The organism is Micromonospora craniellae (assembly GCF_014764405.1).
Classification (GTDB): domain Bacteria; phylum Actinomycetota; class Actinomycetes; order Mycobacteriales; family Micromonosporaceae; genus Micromonospora; species Micromonospora craniellae.
In genome coordinates this window covers 4,278,748-4,298,153 of sequence record NZ_CP061725.1, presented here as the reverse complement: position 1 = coordinate 4,298,153, position 19,406 = coordinate 4,278,748, and the positions used below count along the sequence as shown (strand labels likewise).

Here is a 19,406-nt window from a genome sequence, read left to right as displayed (position 1 = left end):
CTAGCACTCCGTCAAGGAGAGTGCCAACCCACCACCTCGTGTCGCCACATTTCCACACTCTCGCGCCACTATCTCGCCACTCTTCTGCCGCTCTTGCACCAGCGTTCGCCACTCTTACGCCAGCGTTCGCCACGGTTGACCGCAACACGCCGACGCTCGCTTCCCCACCGAACGACCGACGCTTACTCTCCGGCGCTATTACGTGACGGAGGGCGGACAGATGGCGGACATGCCAACCCTGGGTTTCCTGCGCGACCAACTGCGCCGGGCCCGCAAGCTGCGCGGGCTCAGCCAGGAAGAACTCGGCAAGATGGTCAACTACTCCCCGTCGGCGGTGAGCGCGATGGAGATCGGCCCGAACCACCTCAGCGTCGACTACCTGTCCCGGTTCGACAAGGTGCTGGAGACCGGTGGCCTCTTCGTCGGGATGCTGGAGTTGATCCGGTTGCACGCCGAGCCGGACTGGTTCCGGCCGTGGGGCGAGATCGAGCGCGAGGCCGTCGCGCTGCGCTGGTACGACCCGGCGGTGGTGCCGGGCCTGCTCCAGACCGAGGCGTACGCGCGGGAGATGTTGCGGGCCGGGCCGCCGCTGGCCGACGAGCAGATCGAGAAGCGGGTGCTGGCCCGGATGGCGCGGCAGGAGATCCTCGCCCGCGAGGAGCCGCCGCAGCTCGTCGCGGTGCTCGATGAGCAGGCGCTGCGCCGGCAGGTGGGCGAGCCCACGACCATGTACGAGCAGGTGAAGCACCTGCGCGCCCTCGCCGACCATTCGCATGTCCAGGTACGGATCGTGCCGGCCGAGACCCCGTGGTACATCGGGCTCCACGGCCCGTTCGTGCTGGCTCGACTCGCCGACGGCACCGAGGTGGCCCATCTGGACAACCAACTCCGGGGGCACACCGTGGACAGCCCGAACGAGCTTGCCAACCTCGGACGTCGTTGGGAGACTGTGGCCGGTGAGGCGCTGCCGCGCCGGCAGTCCGCCCGCCTGATCGAGGAAGTGGCGAACTCATGGACCTGACCCGTGCCGCCTGGCGCAAGTCCTCCCGCAGCAACGCCAACGGCGGCGCCTGCGTCGAGGTAGCCGACAACCTGCCCGGCGTGGTCGCCGTACGTGACAGCAAGGACCCGACCGGCCCGGCGCTCACCTTCACCCCGGCTGCCTGGCACGCCTTCGTCACCACCCACCACCCCACCCACTGATCACCCCCGGGCGCTGCCGCTGGCGCTGCCACCCACAGCACCCGCCGCCGAAGTCGCCCCTCCACCAGCGGCCCGCCGCCCCTCGGCCCCGCCGCCCCTCGGCCCCGCCGCCCCGTCCGCCCTGCCCCCGTCGCCCCGTCGATCATGGAGTTGTGGTCGACGAAACGCCCCGATTAAGGGTGTTTGCACGAGCCACGACTCCATGATCGGCGGGCGATGGGCGGGATGCCGCATGATCGACGGCCGGCGGGATACCGCGAACGGCGTTGAGGTCACGTTCGATCCAGGATCGAGTGGTGTCCAGGCGACTGCGAGACCACTCGAATCTGGATCGAGCACGATCATGAACTGGACAGCGCCGGTTGGGGACAGCGGCGGGGGCGGTCGGGTCGGTGTCGGGTGGCGACCCGGATAATCGGCGGGTGGATCTGGGGCAGTTCGCTGCGTTGCGTACCGACGAAGGGTCGGCGGCGCTCGACGCGGCGGTGCGGGTGGCCGGCGGTGACCCGCTGCACGCGGCGGCCACGCTCCGCGCGGCCGGGGTGCCGGCCGGGTTGGCGGCGGCGGCCCTGACCCAGGCGGAGTTGCGCCGCCGCGCCACCGGCAAGTTCGGGCCGGAGGCGAGGGGCATGTTCTTCACCCGGCCCGGTCTGGAGCAGGCCACCCGGCGGATCGTCGCGGACCGCCGGGCGCGACGGCTGCGGGCCGCCGGGGTGGCCACCCTGGCGGACCTGGGCTGCGGGTTGGGCGCCGACGCGCTGGCCGCCGCCCGCACCGGCATCCGGGTGTACGCCGTGGAGGCCGACCCGCTCACCGCTGCGCTCGCCGAGGCGAACGCCCACGCCGCAGGGTTGGCCGACCTCGTCTCCGTGGAGTGCGGCGACGCGACCGCGTTCGACGTGACCCGGGTCGACGCGGTCTTCTGCGATCCGGCCCGTCGTCGGGCCGGCACCGGTCGCCGGATCTTCGACCCGAACGCGTACTCGCCACCCTGGGACTTCGTCGTCGGGCTGGCCGAACGGGTGCCGTACACGGCGGTGAAGGTGGCGCCGGGTCTCGATCATGCCCTGATCCCGGCCGGTGCCGAGGCCGAGTGGGTCGGCGTCGACGGCGACCTGGTCGAGGCGGCCCTCTGGTGCGGCCCGCTCGCCGAACACCGACGCCGCGCAACCGTATGTAAGGAAGGGTCCCCTACTAACGCCTCGTGCATAGCAGGGGTCCCCTCCTTACATCCCGGCGACGGGCCGCGCGTGTATCAGCTCACCGGGCAGGGGACGGCGGAGGCGCCGGTCGGGCCGGTACGCAGGTTCGTCTACGACCCGGATTCGGCGGTGGTGCGGGCGCACCTGGTCGCCGAGCTGGCCGCCGACCTGGACGCCTCGCTGGCCGACCCGAGCATCGCCTACCTCTATGCCGACCGGGCCATCCCCACCCCGTACGCCCGCTGCCTGGAGGTGACCGACGTGCTGGCGTTCTCGCTCAAGCGGCTGCGGGCGCTGCTGAGGGAGCGCCGGGTCGGCCGGGTGGAGATCCTCAAGCGGGGCTCCGCGCTGGAACCGGAGCGGCTCCGGCGGGACCTGAGGCTGACCGGTGACCAGCCGGCCAGCCTGGTGCTGACCCGGGTCGCCGCGGCGCCGACGGTGCTCATCTGCCAGCCGGTGACCTGAGAGGCTGGGTTGGCGGGCATGGCGGGACGGGGTACGCCGGCGATCGCGCTGCTGGCGAAGCGGAGGATCACGCACCGCACCCATTCGTACGACGTGCCGGCGGACGCCGCCAACTACGGCGCGCTGGTCGCCGCGGCGCTCGCGGTCGCGCCGGAGCGGGTCTTCAAGACCCTGGTCACCGAGGTCGACGGCGCGTTGACCGTGGCGGTGGTGCCGGTCACCGGCGAGCTGGACCTCAAGGCCCTCGCCGCTGCGGTGGGCGGCAAGCGGGCCGCGCTCGCCGACCGCGCGGCGGCCGAGCGCGCCACCGGGTACGTGCGGGGCGGCATCAGCCCGCTCGGCCAGCGCAAGCGGCTGCCCACGGTGGTCGACGACTCCGCCCTGGCCCACCCCACCGTGTACGTGTCGGCCGGCCGCCGGGGCCTCCAGGTGGAATTGGCGCCCACGGATCTCGTGGCGCTCACCGAGGCCCGCACCGCCGCGCTGACCACCGGCTGACCGCACTCCACCTGCGCACTCACGCGCCGCCGTTCGGCTTCGTACCGGGCGGGTGTCCTCGACGTTGCTGAATTGTTACCGCCGACAACAAACTCATCGCCATCGCGCTCTTGTGCTGGCGGGTAGGGCGCAATACGTTGCCGGACACAACAAAACAAACACCGACACCTTCCCCCACCCTCGAAAGGACCCTGCAGATGCGCAAGGGCTTCCTCGCCGTCGGCGCCGTGGGCCTCCTGACCCTCGGCTCCCTGACGGCCTGCGGCGACGACTCCGGCGGTGACCAGGCCGGTTCCGACAAGACCCCGAAGATCGGGGTGATCCTGCCGGACAGCAAGTCCTCGGTCCGTTGGGAGAGCGCGGACCGCAAGTTCCTCCAGGCCGCGTTCGAGGCCGCCGGCGTTCAGTACGACATCCAGAACGCCCAGGGTGACAAGAACGCGTTCCAGACCATCGCCGATCAGATGATCACCAGTGGCGTCACCGCGCTGATGATCGTCAACCTGGACTCCGGCACCGGCAAGGCCGTGCTCGACAAGGCCAGGTCGCAGGGCGTCGCCACGATCGACTACGACCGCCTCACCCTCGGCGGCTCGGCGGAGTACTACGTCAGCTTCGACAACGAGGCCGTCGGCAAGCTCCAGGGCGAGGGCCTCGTCAAGTGCCTCACCGACGCCAAGGTGGAGAAGCCGGCGATCGCGTACCTGAACGGCTCGCCGACCGACAACAACGCGACCCTGTTCAAGAACGGGTACGACTCGGTCCTCAAGCCGAAGTTCGACTCGGGCGAGTACACCCAGGCCGCCGACGACTCGGTGCCGGACTGGGACAACGCGCAGGCCGCCACCATCTTCGAGCAGCAGCTCACCAAGGCCGGCGGCAAGATCGACGGCGTGCTGAGCGCGAACGACGGCCTGGGCAACGCCGCCATCTCGGTGCTCAGGAAGAACAACCTCAACGGCAAGGTCCCGGTGACCGGCCAGGACGCCGACCCGCAGGGTCTGCAGAACATCCTCGCCGGTGACCAGTGCATGACCGTCTACAAGGCGGTCAAGCAGGAGGCGGACGCCGCCGCCGGGCTGGCCATCGCGCTGGCCAAGGGCGAGCGCAAGGAGACCGGCCAGACGGTCAAGGACCCGGAGAGCGGCCGGGACGTGGCCAGCGTCCTGCTCACCCCGAAGGCGATCTACAAGGAGAACGTCAAGGACGTCATCGCCGACGGCTACGTGACCAAGGAAGAGGTCTGCACCGCCGACTTCGCCAAGCTCTGCACCGAAGCGGGCATCAGCTGACCCACCCGCCTGGGCGGCGCCGCCCGGCACGGCAACCCCGTGCCGGGCGGCGCGACGCCGCTGGACGGGCCCCGATCTCCCGCCGTGCCTAAGGAGAACCCCGTGTCCGCGACCCCACTGCTGGAGCTACGCGGGATCGACAAGAGTTTCGGTCCCGTCCAGGTCCTGCGCGACGTCGCCTTCGCCGCCTACCCGGGCGAGGTGACCGCGCTCGTCGGCGACAACGGCGCCGGCAAGTCGACCCTGGTCAAGTGCATCAGCGGCATCCACCCCACCGACTCCGGCGAGTTCGTCTTCGACGGCCGTCCGGTGAGCATCAACAGCCCCCGGGACGCCGCCTCGCTCGGCATCGAGGTCGTCTACCAGGACCTCGCGCTCTGCGACAACCTCGACATCGTGCAGAACATGTTCCTCGGGCGCGAGAAGCGCAGCGGCATCGTGCTGGACGAGCCGGCGATGGAGCAGATGGCCGCGGAGACCCTGGCCGGGCTCTCCGTACGCACCGTGAAGTCGCTACGCCAGCACGTCTCCAGCCTCTCCGGCGGTCAGCGCCAGACCGTGGCGATCGCCAAGGCGGTGCTCTGGAACAGCAAGCTGGTGATCCTGGACGAGCCGACCGCCGCGCTCGGCGTCGCGCAGACCGCCCAGGTGCTCGAACTGGTCCGCCGGCTGGCCGACAACGGCCTGGCCGTGGTGCTCATCTCGCACAACATGAACGACGTCTTCGCCGTCTCCGACCGGATCGCCGCGCTCTATCTCGGCCAGATGGTCGCCCAGGTGAGGACCACCGACATCACGCACTCGCAGGTGGTCGAGCTGATCACCGCAGGCCGTTCCGGCGGGCTCGGGCTCGCCACCGAACCGGCCGCCAACGGCAACGGTGGAGCACCCGCCGACGGCAGGGAAGGAAGGACGGTATGAGTTCCACCGCCGTCAAGCAGGACGGGCCGGCCGCCGTGACGCCAGCGCCCACCGTCGGCAGTCACGTACGCGGCTACTGGCGTCGGGTACGCGGCGGCGACATCGGCGCGCTGCCCGCCGTCGCCGGGCTGCTCGTGCTCTGCACGATCTTCTCGATCATGCGTCCGAGCTTCCTCACCGCGGGCAACTTCGCCAACCTGTTCACCCAGGGCGCGGCGGTCACGTTGATCGCCATGGGCCTGGTCTTCGTCCTGTTGCTGGGCGAGATCGACCTGTCCGCCGGGTTCGCCAGCGGCGTCTGCGCGGCGGTGCTGGCCAACGTGGTGACCGTCCTCGGATACCCCTGGTACGTCGCGGTGCTCGCGGCCGTGCTCACCGGCCTGGTCATCGGCACCACGCTGGGCTTCCTGGTCGCCAAGGTCGGCATCCCGTCGTTCGTGGTCACCCTCGCCGGCTTCCTCGCCTTCCAGGGTGTGGTGCTGCTGCTGATGGAGGAGGGCCGGAACATCTCGGTCCGTGACCCGATCCTGGTGGCGATCGCCAACCGCAACCTGCCGCCCGCGCTCGGCTGGGCCCTGGCCGCGCTCGCGGTCGCCGGCTTCGCCGCGGTGCAGTTGCTGCGGTACCGCAAGCGCGCCGCACGCGGCCTGATCAACGACCCGCTCGCCATGGTGCTGGGCCGGATCGGCATCCTGGCCGTGGTCCTCGGCGCCGCCGTCTACGTGCTCAACCTGGAGCGCAGCCACAACGTGCTGATCAGCTCGCTCAAGGGTGTGCCGATCGTGGTGCCGATCATCGCCATCCTGCTCGTGGTCTGGACCTTCGTGCTCCAGCGCACCAGCTACGGCCGGCACATCTACGCGGTCGGCGGCAACAGGGAGGCCGCACGCCGGGCCGGCATCGACGTGGACCGGATCCGCATCTCGGTCTTCGTGATCTGTTCCACGATGGCGGCGATCGGTGGCATCGTGGCAGCGAGCCGGGCCAACTCGGTCGATCCGAACACCGGGGGAAGCAACGTGCTGCTGTACGCGGTGGGTGCCGCAGTGATCGGTGGTACGAGCCTCTTCGGGGGCAAGGGACGCGTCCTCGACGCGGTCCTCGGTGGCGCCGTGGTGGCGGTGATCGACAATGGCATGGGGCTGATGGGCTACAGCTCGGGCGTGAAGTACGTGGTCACCGGTGTGGTGCTGCTGCTCGCGGCCAGTGTCGACGCGTTGTCGCGACGACGAGCCTCGGCCACCGGCAACCGCTGATCCGCTGTACCGAAAGTAGTCAAGTCCCGATGCGTGTTGGACCCAGCCAGGACGAGATCCGTCGGCAGAATCTCGGCGCCCTGCTGCGCTACGTGCACCTGCACGGCGCCACCACACGCGCCGAGCTGACCAACACGCTGGGCTTGAACCGGAGCACCATCGGGGCGCTCACCGCCGACCTCGCCGCGGCCGGCCTGGTGGCCGAGGGTGCGCCGAGGGAGACCGGCCGGGCCGGACGACCGTCGCTGGTCGTCCGGCCCGAGTCGGACCGGGTCTTCGCGTACGCGTACAGCATCGAGGTGGACCGGATGCGGGCCGCGCGGGTCGGTCTGGGCGGTGCGGTCATCGACCGCTGGGAACTGGACCGCCCGCGCGGCCTGTCCGCGACGGAGGCCGCCCCGCTGCTGGCCGGGGCGGTGAAGGAGATGCGTCGCGCGCTGCCGCCGGGCGCGGTCTGCGTCGGGGCCGGGGTGGCGGTCTGCGGCATGGTGCGCCGCGACGACGGGCTGGTCCGGCTAGGCCCGACCACCGGATGGGTGGACGAGCCGATCGGCGCCACCCTCGGCAGCGAACTCGGCGTCGACGTGCCGGTCACCGTCGGGAACGTCGCCGACGTGGCGGCCTTCGCCGAACACGCCCGAGGCGTGGCGGCCGACTGCGACAACGTCATCTACCTCTACGGAGACGTCGGTGTGGGTGCGGGGATCATCGCCGGTGGACGCCGCCTCACCGGGCACGGCGGCTACAGCGGCGAGGTCGGGCACATGGTGGTGGCCCGAGACGGGGCCCGCTGCGAGTGCGGCAACCGGGGCTGCTGGGAGACCGAGATCGGCGAGCACGCGCTGCTGCGGGCCGCCGGCCGGTCCGACGCCCGGGGCCGGGAGGCGATGCTCGCGGTCTTCGACGCCGCCGACCGTGGCGACGCCCGGGCCCAGACCGCGGTACGCCAGGCCGGCGACTGGCTCGGTTTCGGCCTCGCCAACCTGGTCAACATCTTCAACCCGGAGATGGTCATCTTCGGCGGCACCATGCGCGACCTCTATCTGGCCGCCGCCGCCCAGGTACGCAGCCGACTCAACTCCAACGGCCTGCCCGCCTGCCTGGAGCACGTACGCCTGCGCACGCCGACGCTCGGCGAGGACGCCCCGCTGGTCGGTGCCGCCGAACTCGCTTTCGAACGGCTGCTGGCCGACCCGCTCGACGTCGGCTGACCCGGCCACAAATGACCGTGGACCGGTGAACTGATCGGCCGCTCACTCCGTACCACTGTGCGCACGAGCGGCCGGCGGGTGCCGTCCCGCCCGTCACGTTGATGATCGGTTCTCGTCCGAGGAGGCGCCGCAGACATGGCACCGCTGGATTCCGTTCGTCGCCGGCAGGGCACCCGGTCCCGTCGCCTGGCGGTGCTGCTCACCACGATCGCCGCCGCTCTCATCGGGTTGCCCGGTGCCGCTGTGGCCGCGCCCGTCGGCCAGCAGCTCGCCGCCGCCGACCAGGCCCTGCTCGACGGGGTGCGCCTGGCCGGGCTCTGGGAGATGCCGGCCGGGCAGATGGCCGCCGAGAAGGGCCAGTCGGCGGTGGTCCGCGAGGTCGGTGCGGAGATCGCCCGGCAGCACGAGGAACTGGACCGCCTCACCGTGGAGGCCGCCAACAAGCTCGGCGCGACCATCCCGACCGTGCCGTCCGCACAGCAGCAGCAGTGGCTGACGGAGATGAAGAACGCCACCGGCGCCCAGTTCGACCAGATCTTCGTCACCCGGCTCCGGGTCGCCCACGGCGCGATCCTCCCGGTCGTCACCGCGGTCCGGGGCAGCACCCGCAACGACGTGATCCGGGAACTGGCCAACGCCACCAACAAGTACGTCAGCGACCACATGCTGATGCTGGAGAGCACCGGCCTGGTGCGGTACGCCGAACTACCGCCCGCCGTGCTGCCCGCACCCGGCGAAGACGGACTGATCGCCGCCGCGCAGGCCAACACCGCACCGCCGATGGGCATCAGCAACACCCTGATCTGGGCGATCTTCCTCGCCGCCCTCGGCACCGGCGGCTTCCTCAGCTATCGGCTGTTGCGCCGCAGGTAACCAGCCGACCGATGGCTCCCCGCACCCGGGCCCTCGCCCTGCTCGGGCTGATCCTGGCCACCCTGTGCGCCGCGCTGGGCCCCACCGGCCCAGCGGGGGCGCACGCCGTCGTGGTGAACACCACCCCGCAGCGCGACGAGGTGCTCGCGTACGCGCCGCGCGAGGTGCTGGTCACCTTCAACGAGTCGGTCGCACCCGTGTCCGGCCGGGTGCAGGTGCTCGCGCCGGACGGTAAGCGGATCAACATCGGTGACCCGGAGGTCCGGGACCGGACCCTGCGGATCATGCTGCGCGCCTCCGACCGGCCACTCGGCACGTACCTGGTCAGCTACCGCGTCATCTCGGCCGACAGCCATCCGGTCGCCGGCAGCTTCACCTTCGCCGCCGGGGCGCCGTCGGTGGCCCCGCCGCTGCCCGCCGCGGCGGAGTCGGAGTCACCGGCCGGGGTCCTGGTGCCCGTCGCCAAGTTCCTCGGCTACCTCGGCCTGCTGCTGGCGGTCGGCCCGCCGCTGTTCACCGTGGCGCTGTGGCCACGGCGACGGTCCCGGCGGGGCGCGACGGTCATGGCGCTGACCGGGCTCGGTCTGGTCGCCGCCGCCACCGTCGGCGCCTGGGTCGGGCAGGCCGCCCAGGTGGTCGGCGCGCCGGTCGGGCAACTGTCCCCCGCCGACCTGCGGGCCGTCGCCGACACCGACATCGGGCTGGTGCTCGCCGCACGCCTGGCACTGGTCGGCATCGCCGCGGCGCTGCTGCCAGCGGTCACCCGGGGGACCGCCGGGCGGGCCCGGACCGGCACGCTGGCCGTGGTGGGGGTGGCCGGAGCGGTCACCTGGCCGCTCGCCGGGCATCCGGTCGCCGCGCCCGTGCCGCCGGTAAGCATCGTGCTGACCACCGTGCACGTGGTCGGGATGGCTGTCTGGCTGGGTGGGCTGCTCACCCTCACCGTGTTCCTGCTCCGGGGCACTCACGAGCGGGTCCTCGCCCGCATCCTGCCGGCCTGGTCAAGGTGGGCCACGCTGGCCGTGGCCTGGCTGGTCACCGCCGGGGTGCTCCAGGCCGCGATCGAACTCGGTCGGCCGTCGGCGCTGCTCGGCACCGCGTACGGTCGCCTGCTCTGCGCCAAGGCCGCGCTGCTCGCGGCCGTGCTGGTCATCGCGGCCTGGCAGCGACGCCTGATCCGGCGGCGGGTCGCCGCCGGACGCCCCCGCCGGGTCGCCCGCGCGGCCGGTGTCGAACTCGCGGTGACGGCGGTGGTCCTGGCGCTGACCGCGGTGCTGGTGCAGACGCCGCCGGGGCGTACGGACGGCGCGACCGCCGACGGGGTCACCCGGGACGGTGTCGCACAGTCGTTGACCACCAGCATCTTCGTGGTGCAGTTCGACATCTACCCGGCGGCGCCGAACACGGCGAACAGCCTGCACGCGTACGTCTACACGCCGGAGGGCAAGGAGTTGCCGGTCGCGGAGTGGAGCGTCACCGCCGCCCTGCCGGAGGCGGGCGTCGAACCGATCGCCATCGACGTGTTCAGCCTGGAACCGCACCACGGCAGCGCCGAGATCCAGTTCCCGCTGGCCGGCGAGTGGACACTGCGGATCAGCGCTCGGACCAGCGACATCGACCGGGCCACCGCGACCACCACGGTGACCATCCGTTGACCGTGGCGACGTGCGGGTCAGCGGTCGACCTGAGTGAAGTCCCAGGAGTGCGGCGGCCGGGCGAGCAGCATCACCGGCGGCTCGGGCAGCGGCCGGGGGCTGCTGCGCCACTTCGAGATCACCACCACCCGATGGTCGGTGGAGGAGAACACCTCGCTGGACAGGTGCAGCGGGTCGTGCTCAAACTCGGGCAGGGCACTCTCGCAGACCCAGGTGATCAGCTCGGCGAGCGCGTACGGCTCCGCCCGCGCCTCCCACATGCGTACGATCACGTCGCCGTCCTCCCTCAGGCGCTGACCGTGGTCAGCGGCATCGCCGAATCCGCGGGCAGGTCGAGCCGGCTCGGCGCGACCCCCGAGGGGACCAGGTGCGAGCCGAGGGCCGCCACCATCGCGCCGTTGTCGGTGCACAGCCCGGGCCGGGGTACGCGTACCCGGATGCCGTGCCGCGCGGCCCAGCCGGGCCACCCTGCGAGGGTCACGCCCGCCTCGGTCAGCGCCCGCTGCATGGTCGGCACGATCGCCTCCAGGTGCGCCCGGCTGGCCACCTCGGGCACCACCCCGCCGAACCGGGCGTGCTGGTCCACGCTGGACGCGAGCGCGTCGGCGAGCAGGGTGTGCCCGCGCACGATGCCGACGCCGGACTCGTCGCACGAGGTCTCGATGCCGAGGATCAGTGGTTCGTCAGCCATGGGTTCTCAGTCCTGGGTGCGCTGCATCACCAGCGCGTCGGTGTTGCTCGGTTGGTAGTAGCCGCGCCGCACACCGATCGGCTCGAAGCCGTACGACGCGTAGAGGTGCTGGGCCGGCGCGTTGTCCGCCGCGACCTCCAGCAGCACGCTGCGTACGCCCCGCCGGGCGGCCTCGGCGAGCAGGGCTTCCAGCAGCACCCGGCCGACGCCCCGGCGCTGCGCGTCCCGCCGTACCGCGATGTTCTGCACCCATGCCTCGTCGGGTGGCGAGACGGCCAGTCCGGCGTAGCCGAGCACCGCGCCGCTGTCCTCGGTCGCGACCAGATAGAAGTGCCCGTGGGACAGCTCGTTCCAGAACATCGCCGCAGACCACTGCTCGGTGCCGAAGAGGTCCTCCTCGATCGGCAGCACCTCGGCGATGTGCCACCACCGGAACCGGCCGAGCCGCACCAGATCGGGCCGCACCGGATCGGTGCGCTGCGGCTCGGTCATGGCAGGACCGGTTTACGGGCGGTGGCCGCCACAGCGTCGGGACGTCGCAGGTAGAGCGGGGTCAACGTCTCGCCGGGTGAACCGGCCCGGATGCGCTCGGCGGCCAGGGTGGCCAGCGCCGACGCGTCCGGGTAGCGCGGTTCCGGTCGCAGCGGCAGTCCGAGCGTCTCCGCGTACCGGTGCGCGCCGTCGCCGACCGCCGCCGTGACACCCAGCTCCCGGGCCCGCTCGGCGGCGACCGCCGGCGCGCCGACCTCCGGCCCGACGAGCCGCTGCCCGGCATCGTCGTAGACCGCCCAGTAGATCTCCCGCCGCCGCGCGTCACCGGCGGCCAGCACCGGCTCGCCGCTCGCCGCCGGGTACCCGATCGCGTCCAGAGAGCACACGCCGTACGTCGGAACGCCGAGCACCTGGCCCATCGTGGCGGCGGTGACCAGCCCGACCCGCAGCCCGGTGAACGGCCCCGGACCGAGCCCGGCGACGATCGCGCCGAGGTCGGCCGGCCGGGCGCCCACGTCGGTCAACACCGCGTCGACCTGCGGCGCGAGCAGCTCGCCGTGCGCGCGAGCGTCGACGGTGCACCGGTGCGCACGGGTCGTCACCGCCGTCGCGGTGACCTCGACCAGGGCCGCCGTCACCGCCGGCGTCGAGCTGTCCACCACGAGTACGAGCACAATGAGCCAGCCTAGCCGTACCGCCGGCCGCCCCGTGGCGCCCCGCCCGCCCTCGATGGAAGCGCCGCTCCGACGACCACCGACGCTACCGAGAGTTGTCGGGCAAGTACTTCTGTTCGCCGAGCAACTTCTGCTCCCGCCACCACCGTCCCACCTCCGGACAGAGGAGGAATGTCGATTTGAAGGCCGCAGACGAGCAAGCGTTCCGGGAGTTCGTGACGTCCCAGATGGCGTCGCTGCGCAAGCTGGCCTACGTGACCTGCGGGGACTGGCACGCGGCGGATGACGCGGTGGCCAACACGCTGATCAAGCTGTATCCGCGCTGGCGCAAGGTGGAACGGCCGGACCTGTACGCCAAGACCATGGTGTACCGGGCTGCCGTCGACGAGACCCGCAGGCCCTGGCGTCAGGGGCGGGAACGGTCGGTCGGCGACGGCATTCCGGACGTTGCGGTGGACGACCCGAACGGCGCGACCGACGAGCGGCTTCGGCTGCGGGCGGCGCTGAACGCCGTGCCCACCGGCCAACGTGCCGCCGTGGTGTTGCGCCACTACCTCGGACTCAGTCTGGAGGAGACGGCCCAGGTGCTGGGCTGCACCGTCGGGACGGCGAAGAGCCAGACCTCGCGCGGTCTCGCCAAGCTCCGCGAACTGCTGGGAGCCGACCGGCTCAATCACATCGAGGACAAGGAATGGCATGTCGCAATTGCATGAGATCGTGGCGGCGGTGACTGTGGACGAGCCGCCCATGTCACGTTCCGTCGACCAGATCGTCGCGGCCGGCCGCAGGGCCGAACGTCGCCGTCGGGCGGGCTTCGCCTCCGCCGGTGCCGCCGGACTGGTCGCGGCCGTGGTCGCCGGCACGTTCGCGCTGACGCCGGGTACGTCGGCGACCCCCGAGCAGGCGAACACGATCGTCGCCGGTGCCGCACCGGGCGCCGAGGCCACCTGGCCGGACGCACCACCGTTCAGCTTCACGTTCCGCGCGTTCGACGCCGGTCCGCTGCGCGTGCAGGACCCCGTCGTGGTGTCCACCGCCTATCAGATCGCCTCGGTCTACATGGACGGCAAGACCACCCACGACCGGCCGGTCGACGACGACTCCGAGCAGCCGGACCGCCGGGACGGGAAGCGCCCCCCCGTCGCGGGCGGGAACTCGCCCGGTGGAACGCTCTTCGCTCACCTGACGCTCTACCGACCGGGTGCGTTCGACCCGGCGGGGATCACCGGCGGCACCTCGTCGACGATCGCCGGTCACCAGGCGGTCGAGTCGACCGTCGAGCCGGCCGGCCGTCAACTGGCCTGGGAGTACGCCGACGACGCATGGGCCGTCGTGACCGCGTACACGAGCAGCCCCGAACCCTCCATTGCGGACCTGTCGGTGCTGGTCACCGCCCTGAAGCCGAGTCCGGCGACGCCGGCCACGCTGCCCTTCCGGGTCGGCTACCTGCCCGCCGGCCTCACCCCGGTGGAGGTCGGCACGCACGCCCTGCCCGGCATGGACGGCATCGCGCAGGCCCGCGCAGGCAACTACGGCGGCGTGACCTACGCCGACCCCGCCCCGGCGACCACCGGACTGACCAGGCCGTACGGCGACCCGGAGCGCATCGGAATCCCGGACAGTCTCAGCATCTCCGTCACACCCGCCTCCTCCTCCAACCAGCAGGCGAAGGCCGGCCAGACGGAGTGCCACCAGGCGACGGACGCCCCGTTCTGCAACCGCTGGACCTCGGACGGCGCGGTGCAGGTGCAGGTCCTCAGCACCGCAGGGCTCTCCCTCGCGGAGCTGACCAGGATCGCGGAGTCGGTCGAGGTGGCCGACGTGGACGACGAACTCACCTGGATCCCGGTGCCCCAGGCGCGGTAGCCCCTGGCCGACACCGGTGACCCCGCACGTCCGGTGCCGTGTCCCCGCCCTCGGGGGCACGGCGCCGCCGTCTGTCGCGCTCAGCCGGCGGTGCGCTCCCAGTCGAGGGTGGGCAGGCCGGCGTCGGCGAGGGCCTTGTTGGCCGCGCTGAACGGACGGCTGCCGAGGAAGCCACGCGGGTTCATCGGGCTGGGGTGGCCCGCCTCCAGCACCACGTGCTGCGGGTTGGTGACCAGCGCCGCCTTCTTGCGCGCGTAGCCGCCCCAGAGCAGGAACACCACCCGCGACTCCTGGGCGTCGAGCGCCCGGATGGTGGCGTCGGTGAACTCCTCCCAACCCCGGTTGGCGTGCGAGCCGGGGGTGCCCTGCCGCACCGTCAGCACCGAGTTGAGCAGCAGCACCCCCTGCGCCGCCCAGCCGTCCAGGTTGCCGCTGCGCGGCTTGGGCACGCCCAGGTCCTCCCCCAACTCCTTGAAGACGTTGCGCAGCGACGGCGGGACCGAGACCCCCTCGCGCACGCTGAAGCTCAACCCGTGCGCCTGGCCGGCCCGGTGGTAGGGGTCCTGGCCGAGGATCAGCACCCGGCAGGCCGACGGCGCGCAGAGCCGGTAGGCGGAGAACAGGTCCTCGGCCGGCGGGAAGACGGTCTGGGTCGCGTACTCCCCGGCGACGAAGTCGGCCAGCGCGGCCGTGCGGGCCGGGTCGAGGTGCGGAGCGAGCACCTCGCGCCACTCCTCGGGAAGCAGGGCCATCAGGTTGAGAGCGGGGGTGTCGTCGGGCATCGGCGGCCTTTCACCGGTCGGATCGTTTCCGGGCACTGTAGGCAGTGGGTACGACAGCGATCAGCGCGGCCAGTCGCGCCGCCCAGTCACCGCCGACCGGCTCCAGCTCGACGACCCGGGTGTCGTCGTCCCGCCGGTCGAGGCGGATCCGCAGGTGCGCGTCGACCAGCTGCTCGACCAGCCCCTCGCCCCACTCGACCACGGTGACCGACTCCTCCACCGAGGCGTCCAGGTCCAGGTCGTCGATCTCGGCCCGGGGGTCGCTCGCCGCACCGAGCCGGTACGCGTCGGCGTGCACCAGGGCCACCCCGCGTCCGGTCGCCGGATCCGGCCGGTGCACCCGGGCGATCACGAAGGTCGGTGAGGTGATGTCGCCGAGCACGCCCAGCCCGGCGCCGATCCCCTGGGTCAGCGCGGTCTTGCCGGCGCCCAGCGGCCCGGTCAGCAGCACCAGGTCACCGGCGCGCAGCAGCCGCGCGAGGCGCCGCCCGAAGGCGTACGTGTCCGCGACCGTCGGCAACTCGACGCGGGTCACGGACGGTCCCGCTCGCACGAGTCGAGGAAGTGGCTGACCGCGATGTTGACCTCGTCGGCGTGCTCCAGCATCACCACGTGCCCACTGTCGTGGATCTTGACGAACTCGGCGTGCGGCAGCCGCCGGACGATCTCCTCGGAATGCGTCACCGGCGTGATCATGTCCTTGTCTCCGACGATCACCAACACCGGCGTGTCCTCCAACGCGGCCAGCGCCGGGAACCGCGAGTGCGTCGCCAGGGTACGCAGATAGCGGGTCACCGTGTCGGCCGAGGTACGCGAGTTCATCTCCTCCACGTACGACACCAGCGAAGGGCTCGGCTTACGGGTGCCGAAGCCGTACCTGCGGGTGAGCAGCCAGGCCACGTTGCTGGTGGACCTGCGGGCCCGATCGATCACCGTCCCGCCGTACCGGGTGACGTAGCCGGCCGTGTACAGCACCGGCGCGCCGACCCGGCCGAGCAGGGCGGGCGCGACCAGCTTCGTCTCCGCCAGCAGACCGCCGGAGGTCGCCATGAGCACGGTGCCCACCACCCGGTCGTCGAACATCTCCGGGTACAGCTCGGCCAGGGACATGATGGTCATGCCGCCCATCGAGTGCCCGATCAGGACCAGGGGCCCGTCCGGCGCCACCTCGTCGATCACCCGGCGCAGCGTGTGCCCGAGCGCGACGAGGTCGTACTCGCCGCCCTCCAGCCGCCCCGAGCGGCCGTGTCCGGGCTGGTCGTACGCCACGATCCGGTGCTCGCCCCGCCCGGCCAGCATCGCGCGCTGGAAATGGAAGGTGCCCATGTCCAGGCAGAAACCGTGCACGAGCACGACTGTCGGGTTGCCCGCGACCGGGCGGGTCGGCTCGACCACCTCGACGTGCACGTCGGTGCCGTCGGGCAGTTCCAACCGGTACGCCGCGTCGTAGTGCTGCTCACCGAAGACCTCGTCGACGTACGGATCGGCGGGGTCGGCCTTGAGCCGACGTACCAGGGCCCGTTCCGTGGCGACACCGGCGGCGAGCCCGGCGGCGGCCACGCCGAGTGCCGCACCGACCAGCCCGGCGGCCCGGCCGGCGGCGGTACGCGGACGGGGCACCCTCACGCCGACCCGCCATCGTAGGTCCGGGGTACCCGGGTGCTGCCGAACCGGGTGACGATCTCGTAGTTGATGGTGCCGACCGCCTCGGCCCAGTCGTCGGCGGTGGGCGCGCCGTCCGCGCCGTCGCCGAAGAGGGTCACCACGTCACCGGCGACCACCGGGGCGTCGCCGCAGTCCAGCACGAACTGGTCCATGCAGACCCGGCCGGCGATGGTCCGCCGCTGGCCGCCGAGCTGCACCGGGCCGGTGTTCGAGGCGTGCCGGGGCACCCCGTCGGCGTAGCCCAGCGGCACCACGGCCAGGGTCGCCTCGCGCTCGGTGAGGTAGGTGTGCCCGTAGGAGACACCGGCACCGGCCGGTACCCGCTTGGTCAGCATCACCCGGGCCCGCGCGGTCATCGCCGGCCGCAGTCCATACGTCTGTCCGGCCACCGGGGAGAGGCCGTACACGGCCAGCCCGGGACGGACCAGGTCGAAGTGGGTGTCGGGCCGGGTCAGCGTGGCCGCCGAGTTGGCCAGGTGCCGGTAGCGCGGGCGCAGTCCGGCCCGCTCGACCATGGCCAGCCCCTCGTGGAAGACCGCCAACTGCCGGTCGGTGGTGGGGTGACCGGGCAGGTCGGCGTAGACGAAGTGGCTCCACACCCCGACCACCTCGACCAGCCCGTCGGCCTGGGCCTTCGCGGCGGCGTCGAGCAGGGCCGGCCAGTCGGCGACGGTCGCGCCGCCCCGGGCCAGCCCAGTGTCGATCTTGAGGTGCAGCCGGGCCGGGCGTTCCGCGCGCCGGCTCGCCTCGACCATCTCGTCGAGCTGCGGCAGGCTCGCGACCCCCAGGTCGACGCCGGCCGCGACGCCGGTGTGCAGCGGCAGCCCGGGCGCCAGCAGCCAGGCCAGCACCGGGGCGTCGATGCCCGCCGCGCGCAGGGCCAACGCCTCGTCCAGGGTGCAGACCCCGAGCCAGTCCGCGCCCGCCTCCAGGGCGGCACGGGCGGCCGGGACCATGCCGTGGCCGTAGCCGTCCCCCTTCACCACCGCCATCAACTCGGCGCTGGTGCCGGTGCGCAACCGGTCCACGTTCTCCCGGATCGCGTCGAGGTCGACGCGTACCTCGGCCTGCCACATGCCCCCACCCTACTTCCGTGCTGATCACCGGGGGTCACCCCGGCCGAGTACGGGGGTGTCGGGCGGGTCCCGCGACGACAGGTCAGGTGATCCGGGCCAGCACGGGACGCAGCGCGTCGGCAACGTCGGCGGCGGCGACCGGGCCGCCCTGCGCCGCCTCCCGACCGGCCAGCCCGTGCAGGTACGCCGCCGCCGCAGCGGCGCGTTCCGCCGGCAGGCCGGTCGCCAGCAGCGAGCCGAGCAGCCCGGCCAGCACGTCCCCGGTGCCACCGGTGGCCAGGGCCGGGGTGCCGGTCGGATTGACGTACGCCCGGCCGTCCGGCGTGCCGATCACGGTGCGGTTCGCCTTGAGCAGCACCACGGCGTTCATCCAGGCGGCCAGCCGCAGCGTCGCGGCGACCCGGTCCGCGCCGGGCTCCTCGCCGCAGAGCCGGGTGAACTCCCGATCGTGTGGGGTGATCACGATGGGCGCGTCGCGCCGCCGGAGCTGGTCGGCGAGCCGACCGTCGACCAGCAGGGTCAGCGCGTCGGCGTCCAGCACCACCGGCACCGGCGCGGCGAGCACCGCCCGCAGCTCGGCTGCGGCCCGCTCGTCCGTCCCCAGGCCCGAGCCGCACACCCACGCCTGCACCCGGCCCGCGTCGACCACCCGGTCGGTGGCGATCACCGACGGGTACCGGCGCACCACCTCCTCGCGGGCACCCCCGGCGTAGCGCACCAGGCCGGTCGGCCCGGCGAGCGCGCCGCCGACCGACAGCACCCCCGCCCCCGGGTACGTCGCCGAACCGGTGGCCACCCCCACCACGCCCCGGGTGTACTTCTCCGAGGCCGCGCCGAGCCGGGGCCACCAGTCGGCCACGTCGGACTCCTCGACGACGTGCAGCGCCGGACTGCCCCGCAACCACGGGCGCAGCCCGATGTCGACCAGCTCCACCTGACCGGCCAGCGCGGCGGCGGGGCCGACCGCCAGGGCCGGCTTCCAGGCACCGAAGGCCACCGTCACGTCGGCCCGCACCGCCTTCGGCCGACCGGACGAGGTCAGCGGCACCGCCCCGGTGTCCACCTCGACGCCGCTGGGCACGTCCACCGCCACCACCGTGGCCCGGCCGCCGTCGCGCCCCCGGTGCCGCAGCAGACTCGCCGCCAACTGCTCGGCGGTCTCCCGCAGCCCACCGTGCCCGCCGATGCCCACGATCCCGTCGAGCACCAGGTCGACCATTGCCGGCGGGCGGTCCACCACCCGTCCACCGGCGGCCCGCAACGCGGCCAGCCCCGCCGCGTGGGCGCGGTCCGGGTCGAGCAGCAGCGCCGACACGGCGACACCCCGTCGGGCCAGCCGGGCGCCCGCGTACAGGGCGTCGCCGCCGTTGTCGCCGGAGCCGACGAGCAGTAGGACCGGTGCCGCGTAGACCCCGCCCCGGTCGGCGAGCAGCAACGCGCAGCGGCGGGCCAGCCCGGCGGCGGCGCGCTGCATCAGCGTGCCGGGAGGCAGCTCGGCCATCAGTGCCTTCTCGGCCGCCCGTACCTCCGCCACCCGCCAGACCGGCCGCATGTCACACCCCGTCTCCCGCGCCCCGCACGCGA

At 72.6% G+C, this 19,406-nt stretch carries 20 protein-coding genes and 1 pseudogene; 12 read left to right on the top strand and 9 right to left on the bottom strand.

What is annotated here, in order from left to right:
- Positions 1 to 220 precede the first annotated feature (220 nt).
- From ID554_RS19535 to ID554_RS19490, 10 genes are all read left to right on the top strand, one after another.
- Positions 221 to 1,021: a helix-turn-helix domain-containing protein gene (locus ID554_RS19535; protein ID WP_117226453.1), complete on the top strand. Its 801-nt coding sequence runs from the start codon at positions 221 to 223 to the stop codon at positions 1,019 to 1,021.
- Positions 1,012 to 1,203 carry a DUF397 domain-containing protein gene (locus ID554_RS19530; protein WP_117226174.1) on the top strand — a complete coding sequence of 64 codons (192 nt, stop codon included), beginning with the start codon at positions 1,012 to 1,014 and terminating at the stop codon, positions 1,201 to 1,203. The genes ID554_RS19535 and ID554_RS19530 overlap by 10 nt, the downstream gene beginning before the upstream one ends.
- Positions 1,204 to 1,625: 422 nt before the next feature.
- Positions 1,626 to 2,870, top strand: coding sequence for a THUMP-like domain-containing protein (locus ID554_RS19525; RefSeq protein WP_117226175.1), 1,245 nt, complete (start codon positions 1,626 to 1,628; stop codon positions 2,868 to 2,870).
- An 18-nt stretch (positions 2,871 to 2,888) separates the two neighbouring features.
- Positions 2,889 to 3,368: a Cys-tRNA(Pro) deacylase gene (gene ybaK, locus ID554_RS19520; protein ID WP_117226176.1), complete on the top strand. Its 480-nt coding sequence runs from the start codon at positions 2,889 to 2,891 to the stop codon at positions 3,366 to 3,368.
- A 197-nt stretch (positions 3,369 to 3,565) separates the two neighbouring features.
- On the top strand, positions 3,566 to 4,660 hold the full coding sequence (locus ID554_RS19515; RefSeq protein WP_117226177.1) for a sugar ABC transporter substrate-binding protein: 1,095 nt from the start codon (positions 3,566 to 3,568) through the stop codon (positions 4,658 to 4,660).
- A gap of 102 nt (positions 4,661 to 4,762) precedes the next feature.
- Positions 4,763 to 5,581, top strand: coding sequence for an ATP-binding cassette domain-containing protein (locus ID554_RS19510; protein WP_117226178.1), 819 nt, complete (start codon positions 4,763 to 4,765; stop codon positions 5,579 to 5,581).
- Positions 5,578 to 6,837, top strand: coding sequence for a sugar ABC transporter permease (locus ID554_RS19505; RefSeq protein WP_117226179.1), 1,260 nt, complete (start codon positions 5,578 to 5,580; stop codon positions 6,835 to 6,837). The genes ID554_RS19510 and ID554_RS19505 overlap by 4 nt, the downstream gene beginning before the upstream one ends.
- Before the next feature lie 29 nt (positions 6,838 to 6,866).
- Positions 6,867 to 8,048 carry an ROK family transcriptional regulator gene (locus ID554_RS19500; protein ID WP_117226180.1) on the top strand — a complete coding sequence of 394 codons (1,182 nt, stop codon included), beginning with the start codon at positions 6,867 to 6,869 and terminating at the stop codon, positions 8,046 to 8,048.
- 135 nt (positions 8,049 to 8,183) lie between these two features.
- Positions 8,184 to 8,921, top strand: coding sequence for a DUF4142 domain-containing protein (locus tag ID554_RS19495; RefSeq protein WP_117226181.1), 738 nt, complete (start codon positions 8,184 to 8,186; stop codon positions 8,919 to 8,921).
- A gap of 11 nt (positions 8,922 to 8,932) precedes the next feature.
- Positions 8,933 to 10,576: a copper resistance CopC/CopD family protein gene (locus tag ID554_RS19490; RefSeq protein WP_117226182.1), complete on the top strand. Its 1,644-nt coding sequence runs from the start codon at positions 8,933 to 8,935 to the stop codon at positions 10,574 to 10,576.
- Between the two features lie 17 nt (positions 10,577 to 10,593).
- Here the strand turns inward: ID554_RS19490 and ID554_RS19485 are convergent, their stop codons facing one another.
- From ID554_RS19485 to tsaB, 4 genes and pseudogenes are all read right to left on the bottom strand, one after another.
- Complete coding sequence (locus ID554_RS19485) at positions 10,594 to 10,848, bottom strand: hypothetical protein (RefSeq protein WP_117226183.1); 255 nt, start codon at positions 10,846 to 10,848, stop codon at positions 10,594 to 10,596.
- A gap of 197 nt (positions 10,849 to 11,045) precedes the next feature.
- A pseudogene (locus ID554_RS33385) lies at positions 11,046 to 11,267 on the bottom strand (tRNA (adenosine(37)-N6)-threonylcarbamoyltransferase complex transferase subunit TsaD); the annotation flags it as partial.
- A 6-nt stretch (positions 11,268 to 11,273) separates the two neighbouring features.
- Entirely contained in the window at positions 11,274 to 11,759 is a 486-nt protein-coding gene (rimI, locus tag ID554_RS19475) for a ribosomal protein S18-alanine N-acetyltransferase (RefSeq protein ID WP_191088583.1), read from the bottom strand.
- Complete coding sequence (gene tsaB, locus ID554_RS19470; protein ID WP_117226185.1) at positions 11,756 to 12,433, bottom strand: tRNA (adenosine(37)-N6)-threonylcarbamoyltransferase complex dimerization subunit type 1 TsaB; 678 nt, start codon at positions 12,431 to 12,433, stop codon at positions 11,756 to 11,758. The genes rimI and tsaB overlap by 4 nt, the downstream gene beginning before the upstream one ends.
- Positions 12,434 to 12,612: 179 nt before the next feature.
- Between tsaB and ID554_RS19465 the strand changes: the two genes are divergently transcribed.
- Both ID554_RS19465 and ID554_RS19460 read left to right on the top strand, forming a co-directional pair.
- On the top strand, positions 12,613 to 13,146 hold the full coding sequence (locus tag ID554_RS19465) for a SigE family RNA polymerase sigma factor (RefSeq protein WP_117226186.1): 534 nt from the start codon (positions 12,613 to 12,615) through the stop codon (positions 13,144 to 13,146).
- Between the two features lie 34 nt (positions 13,147 to 13,180).
- On the top strand, positions 13,181 to 14,299 hold the full coding sequence (locus ID554_RS19460; protein ID WP_223884156.1) for a hypothetical protein: 1,119 nt from the start codon (positions 13,181 to 13,183) through the stop codon (positions 14,297 to 14,299).
- 80 nt (positions 14,300 to 14,379) lie between these two features.
- Here the strand turns inward: ID554_RS19460 and ung are convergent, their stop codons facing one another.
- The 5 genes from ung to ID554_RS19435 form a co-directional block, all read right to left on the bottom strand.
- A complete protein-coding gene (gene ung / locus ID554_RS19455) occupies positions 14,380 to 15,081 on the bottom strand; it encodes a uracil-DNA glycosylase (protein WP_117226188.1) in 702 nt (233 codons plus the stop codon).
- 10 nt (positions 15,082 to 15,091) lie between these two features.
- A complete protein-coding gene (gene tsaE, locus ID554_RS19450; RefSeq protein WP_117226189.1) occupies positions 15,092 to 15,616 on the bottom strand; it encodes a tRNA (adenosine(37)-N6)-threonylcarbamoyltransferase complex ATPase subunit type 1 TsaE in 525 nt (174 codons plus the stop codon).
- The gene (locus ID554_RS19445; protein WP_117226190.1) at positions 15,613 to 16,707 is read right to left on the bottom strand and encodes an alpha/beta fold hydrolase; all 1,095 of its coding nucleotides are present in this window, start codon (positions 16,705 to 16,707) and stop codon (positions 15,613 to 15,615) included. The genes tsaE and ID554_RS19445 overlap by 4 nt, the downstream gene beginning before the upstream one ends.
- Positions 16,704 to 17,822: an alanine racemase gene (gene alr, locus ID554_RS19440; RefSeq protein WP_117226191.1), complete on the bottom strand. Its 1,119-nt coding sequence runs from the start codon at positions 17,820 to 17,822 to the stop codon at positions 16,704 to 16,706. Before alr ends, ID554_RS19445 begins: the two co-directional genes overlap by 4 nt.
- Positions 17,823 to 17,904: 82 nt before the next feature.
- Positions 17,905 to 19,374, bottom strand: coding sequence for an NAD(P)H-hydrate dehydratase (locus ID554_RS19435; protein ID WP_117226192.1), 1,470 nt, complete (start codon positions 19,372 to 19,374; stop codon positions 17,905 to 17,907).
- Between the last annotated feature and the right edge of the window lie 32 nt (positions 19,375 to 19,406).